General features: G+C 38.3%; 3 protein-coding genes. All 3 read left to right on the top strand.

The genetic code is table 11. The annotated features are described in order from the left end of the window. Positions 1-220 precede the first annotated feature (220 nt). Positions 221-1,567: an FAD-dependent oxidoreductase gene (locus A4R26_RS05445; RefSeq protein WP_081161786.1), complete on the top strand. Its 1,347-nt coding sequence runs from the start codon at positions 221-223 to the stop codon at positions 1,565-1,567. Between the two features lie 110 nt (positions 1,568-1,677). Further along, the gene (locus A4R26_RS05440) at positions 1,678-2,844 is read left to right on the top strand and encodes a glycosyltransferase family 9 protein (protein WP_081161783.1); all 1,167 of its coding nucleotides are present in this window, start codon (positions 1,678-1,680) and stop codon (positions 2,842-2,844) included. Between the two features lie 70 nt (positions 2,845-2,914). Further along, positions 2,915-6,546, top strand: a 3,632-nt coding sequence (locus A4R26_RS05435; RefSeq protein WP_133054553.1) for a condensation domain-containing protein, incomplete at its 3' end; no start/stop codon positions are given.

The raw sequence follows: 6,546 nt of genomic DNA, 5'->3' as shown, positions 1-6,546 counted from the left end.
TAAAAACAAAGTTTAAATTGAATAAAACCTTAAATTGCTTATGTCTTGTTTCCTGATAAGGTAAGTTGATTGAGGAGGATGTTTCCTGTGTAATCTTTAAATGGCACAATTTGGTCTTCGCTGGAATATATTTATCCGGGCCCTTTTGCTAACTGAAAAAAATTGAAAACTCTTAGTCTCAGTGTACCGAAAAAAGGGGCGCTTACACATTTTCACATATATGAATACAAATAAACACGTTGCAATTATAGGAGGTGGTCCTGTAGGTTCATTAGCTGCTATATATTTAAAAAGGAGAGGATATCAGATCTCTGTTTTTGAACGTAGGCCGGATATACGCCAGCAGGTAATAAATCAAGGGAGATCCATTAATCTGGCGTTGAGCAATCGAGGGTTGAAAGCATTGGCAGAAGTTGGAGTAATTGATAAGGTTAAACAAAGAACCACGCCGATGCATGGTAGAATGGTTCATTCATCTAATGGAAATGTTGCCATTCAACCTTATGGTAAAGAGGGTCAGTTTATAAATTCTATCTCCAGGAATGATCTCAACAGTATACTTATAGATAAGGCGGAAGAAATGGGTACGCTCTTTTATTTCGACAAACGAGTGCAACATGTTGACATTGAATCGACCAGTTTAACTTATAAGCTCGACGTTGATTCAATAACTAAATCATTTGATGTAATCATCTGTGCTGACGGTGCCTTCTCTTCTGTTCGATCGTCTATGCAGTCAGAGGATTATGCTTTGGAATACCTGGATCATGGATACAAGGAACTTCATATACCGGCCGGCCCCAAAGGCACCTTTAAATTGGAAAAAAATGCACTGCATATTTGGCCACGCAAAAGCTTCATGCTGATAGCCCTTCCTAATCCTGATGGAAGCTTTACATGTACTTTATTTCTTTCATTCAAGGGCAATCCTTCCTTTGCCACTTTGAAGAGTGACGAGGATGTTATAGATTTCTTTAAGAAAGAATTCCCAGATGCTTTTTATTTCATACCTGATTTGTTAGAGGATTATAATTCGAATCCAACTTCACCTTTAATAACGACAAAATGTAATGTCTGGTCAAGAAATAATATACTTTTAATAGGAGACGCTGCACATACAATCCTTCCATTTTACGGACAAGGAATGAATGCAGGTTTTGAAGATTGTAGGATACTAAGCCAATTATTAGATCAGAACAATGACGATTGGAACCAGGTGTTTGCGTTATTTCAGGATTTAAGAAAGCCCGACACCGATGCAATTGCACAGCTGTCTTTAGATAATTTTATCGAGATGCGGGATCATGTTGCAGATAAAAAATTCCTCTTGCAAAAAAAAATAGAAGCCAAAATTCACGAATTATATCCTAAACAATGGATTCCGCTGTATGCTATGGTGACATTTAATGAGAATATCAGATATTCAGAGGCTTTTCGTATGGGTCAAAAACAAAAAAAAATAATGGAGGAAGTAATGAAAAGACCCGGTATTGAAACTACCTGGGAATCTATGGATTTTGAAAACCTTATCTGGAAAATGAATAGTCAATTTCTAAATAAAGTATGATATGTAGCCTGGAATCAACTGTTAATGATAGGCTGAATGCCTTGTAAAAATCATAAAACAGGGTTTAGTAGATTGTGTTAGTCGAATACTGTTCTTATTTTCAATAAAAGATGAAGAATAACCTTATCCTGGACTCATTTCTTAAGAAGATTTCTAATAATAATTGTAAGCGCAATGACGTCAAATCTGTTATTCTGCTTTACGAAGATCCTGATGCTTATATAGGTGACAGTTTTATCAGGCTTCTACATCTCAAGCCTGTCAGAGGCTTTTATCAAAACGCTAGAATTTCGCTCAATTATCTAAAGAAGGACTATACATTCATTTATAGCGCACTGTTGCAAAATAATCCTTATTTGGATGAACTTCATCAGATGCAATGGGCGGAAATTCCATTCGAGTCTTATGATGTTATTCTTTGCCTAACCTTTGATGAGCGTGAACTGCTTGAACATCTTGCCATGCGCTATGGCCAGCAAATTTCAGATGGAAGTTTTACACCTTGTGTTTTTTCAATTTTTACAAAGGGCGCCTTCCGACTCAGTAACATTGTCCCATTTATTTTTCCAAAACACGAAGAACTGTTTGCTTATTCCGCGCAAATAATGGAACAAACAGGTCGTGAAATTTATATCACAGATGAAGAGCGGCATTGGGGGAACACCTGGTTAAAAGATCGCGGATTACAGGCCGATGAAGACTTATTTATAGTTGTGGATGCTGCATCTCAAAGACACAAACTCCTGGATATCGCTGTTTACTTTGAGTTTTTGAAATACCTTTTGCACAAGCCAAAAAGTAAAGTATTGATTTTTGATGAAAACGACATTGGCAAACAAGACTTTTATCGAGAGTTTTTAGAGGACGAATTAGCTGCCCGGCTTATCTTTTCAAAAGAGAATAGTTTAAGACTCAATATATGTTTAATGAGCACAAGCCAGGTAAAAATGGTATTTGGCCCATGTACCGGGCCGATGCATTGCGCATCTGGTGTTTATAACAATTTTGTAAAGAACGGAATGCCACGAGAACAGGTTCCCTTAATTATCGTTTATACGGGTAAGAATAAATTAACAACCGCCAGCTTTTGGTGGAGTACTTCGCCTTTAGTTAAGTGTTTACTGTTGCGAACAACAAATAAGAACGTTGAAATGGTGTTATTGACCGATTTAAGCGGTGAAGAAAGGACCAGGATGGATAATCAGGCAGATTGCAGCAGGTATACCACGGAAATGCTTATAGATTTTGTCGATCGGAATCTGAAGCTTAAAGCCTGAACCGGCAATTATTGGATCTATACTCTTATAACGGGATTTCTTTTATCGTGCATTTAAATTGGAAAAGGTAATGAGTAAATCACAGTTCAATATACTTTCATTATTAACGAGATTAAGGGAAAAGGAGATATCGATATCTCTGGATGATTCCTTTGAGAATTTGAGAATCAGGGGTGAATTGAAAAACTTAACGGCTGATGAGAAGCAGGAAATAATTGATAACAAAATTGAATTCATTTCTTTTTTAAAGGATAGTCTGTCAGGAATTCAAACAATTGAAGCTGTAGAGCTACAGTCGTCTTACCCAATTTCTGATGCCCAAAGAAGGATCTGGATTTTGAGTCAATTGAAAGACGGGTCTGTCGCGTACAATATGCCTAAGCATATTTATTTGAATAAAGACCTTGACATAAAATATTTTAAACAGGCTATAAATGCCACTTTAGATCGTCATGAAATTCTAAGAACGGTTTTTAGAGAAAATGAAGAAGGTGAGGTACGGCAGTGGATATTAAGCAAGGAAGAATCACGATTTGAGATAGGATATAAAGACTACCGGGAAAAGGAGTTCAAGCAAGAGGAGGTAGCGCGTTTCATAGCCGAAGATTCTTATAAGCCATTTGACTTGAAAAACGGACCGCTGCTACGGGCAGCCCTGCTTCAGATTGAGGACGATCAATATGTGTTCTATTTCAACATGCATCACATTATTAGTGATGGCTGGTCAATGAAAGTGTTGTATAGCGATGTGTTTTTCTATTATGGAAAATACATGGAAGGAAGCAATCGGAGTTTGCCTTCTCTGAAGATTCAGTATAAGGACTATGCCAGTTGGCAGCTGAACCAGCTTAGTAAAAAATCATTTAACGTTCATAGGAAATATTGGTTAGATAAATTATCCGGTCAGCTGGGGATATTGAATTTGCCGGGCGCCACCCTGCGGCCTGGTGTAAAAACGCATAAAGGGAGAACGGTTGCCACTTATTTAAATAAAGATTTAACGCACAGGTTTAAGAATTTTTCATTACAGAGATCAGGAACCCTGTTTATGAGCCTTGTGTCAGTACTAAAGGCTTTTTTACATAGGGAAGCTCGACAGGATGATGTTATAATAGGAACTCCGGTCGCGGGAAGAAATTTACTTGAATTGGAAAACCAGATCGGGTTTTACGTAAACACACTGGCATTAAGAACCCGGATAGAGGATAAAAATAACCTGGAAGAGATTTATCAAAACGTAAAACGGACGATATTAGATGCTTATGCCCATCAAATATATCCATTTGATCGCCTGGTAGAGGATTTACGACAAAGCAGGCAGACCAGTAGAAGCGCTGTATTTGATATCCTGGTGGTACTGCAGAATACCGAAGATATGACTATGGAGACACCAGCATCCGAATCCAAAGTTGATGATGTAGTGGAGGTAAGAAAGGGAACAAGCATATACGATATTAAATTTGAGTTCCAGGAACACGGCGATTATATAGCGTTTTTAGTTGAGTACAACCTGGATCTTTACAAACCAGCGATAATAGAAAAGTTTATAGGGCATTTTAAAGACTTTTCATCGGCAGCATTATCGAGCCCTGCTCAACAGATCGGCTCCCTGGAATATATATCGGTGCTGGAAAAAATCGGATTGGAGGTGCCTGGTAAGCAATCCATCAACGGCATATCTGATAATACAATTGTAAATCTGTTTCACGAACAGGTTGAAAGGAGTGGTTTAAGTACGGCATTGCGATGCGATGGCGAAAACTATAGTTATGCGCAGTTGAATCGATGTGCAAACCAGGTTGCTCATTTTTTGCTGGAAGAAGCCAATATCAGGAATGAAGAAAAGATAGGACTATTACTAAATGCCGGATTGTATAGCATAGCTTCAAGGTTAGGTGTGTTGAAGGCCGGGGGAGCATACGTGATTTTAGTGCCTACGGCCGATGAAAACCATGTAGCATCTTTGATTGCCGATTATGGTATTCAAACATTAATCATTGAGAAGGAATTTATAGAGCAGGCGAATAGGCTCCAATGGAGCCTGGATATTCTAAAGAATTATTTATGTATTGATACGAATGAGGTAAAATCGGAGAAGGAGTATCGTGATAATGTAATGATGAGCCAGGAACTTTGGGACCATGTAGGCAAAAGGGCCGATGACCAAATTACCGGGGGTGGGTGGATAAGTAGTTATACAGGAGAAGCTATTTCGGAAGTAGAGATGGAGGAATACTCCATGAACGCGTATAATAAACTAAAGGATAGCCTTCATCCTGGCATGAGAGTATTGGAAATAGGATGTTCTTCAGGAATAACCCTTAGTAAAATTGCCCCTGAAGTTGCTTTGTATTATGGAATAGATTTATCTCCGGTTATTCTCTCCAGAACGGAGGAAATGCTTACTGAAAAGGGTTTTAAAAATGTAAAATTAAAGCCGCTGGCAGCGCATGAAATATCCGGGTTGGATGAGAAGGATTTTGACCTCATCATTATAAATAGTGTTATCCAGAATTTTCATGGGCACAATTATTTTCTTAAAGTTATAAGAATGGGGATTGAACTGCTCAATGAAGATGGAAAAATATTCATCGGTGATGTGATGGACATCAATAAGAAGGCTGCAATGTTAGAGGACCTGGAGCAATTTAAACTGGAGAACTGGGATAAAGGCTATAATACAAAGATCGATTTTTCAACAGACTTTTTTGTGGCGAAAGGATACTTTCTGGATCTTATTATAACAGAAAAGGATATCGTAGATGTGGCTATTAGTGATAAGATAAGAACGATAGAGAATGAATTGACTAAATACCGCTATGATGTGATATTGCAAATTGATAAGAAGCGGACAAAAGTAGTAGCTGAAGAAAGAAAGGGGCAGCAAGGAAAAATAAAAAGACAATACGACAGAACGGATCTGATGAAAAGGTCTGAAGTAAATCCGGAGATAGACATTGCAGCCAACCAGGTAGCAACCATTATTAGCAGTTTTGATAACGTCGAAGGGCGCAAATCCTTGGTGATACGTCATAACGATGTGGTAGGATTATTTAAGTTGGATAGTGAACTTTTCCACTACGGGGATAGTAATAAATGGGCAATTTTCCTTCATAGCGAACCTTCCATATTGGAGGTCTTTGGAACGCTATTGTTTGGATCTGAGCTCGTCCTGGTTCCGGAATTGGTACAGGATGATGAATTATTACTAAGGTTTCTGGAAAAAGAAAGCGTTACACATTTTAGTATAGATGCCGCTTCTATTCCCGACTTAATGAACGCAGGAGCGGTGTTAAATAAAGATTCACAAATCTGCAGTTTGATTGTGGATGCAGAGGTATTAATTCCTGGTAAACTTCAAAAATCGGTCACGGATCCCTCATTTAGAATAATCAATAAGCGTGAAATAACAAATGATTCATTCCCGACTTTTGATAGGGTTCTTAAAGCAGAAGAGAGGCATGAACTGTTATTCACTTTCAATGATACGGCAGTAGCATATCCGAAAGCCAAAACGATCGTTGATTTATTTAAACAACAGGTAAAAAAGACGCCAGATAATGTAGCGGTAGTATTTGAGGATATCGAACTGACTTATCGGGAGCTTGATGAGCAGTCCAATCAGCTGGCTCATTACCTGGGAAAGAACTATGACATTCAGCCCGATGATTTGATAGGCATCAGGCAAACGCGGAGTGAGTG

The sequence above is a fragment of the Niastella populi genome (genome assembly GCF_002078015.1).
In the GTDB taxonomy this organism is placed as follows: Bacteria; Bacteroidota; Bacteroidia; order Chitinophagales; family Chitinophagaceae; genus Niastella; species Niastella populi.
The sequence above is the reverse complement of the archived record's forward strand: the minus strand, read 5'-3'. Positions and strand labels throughout refer to the sequence as shown.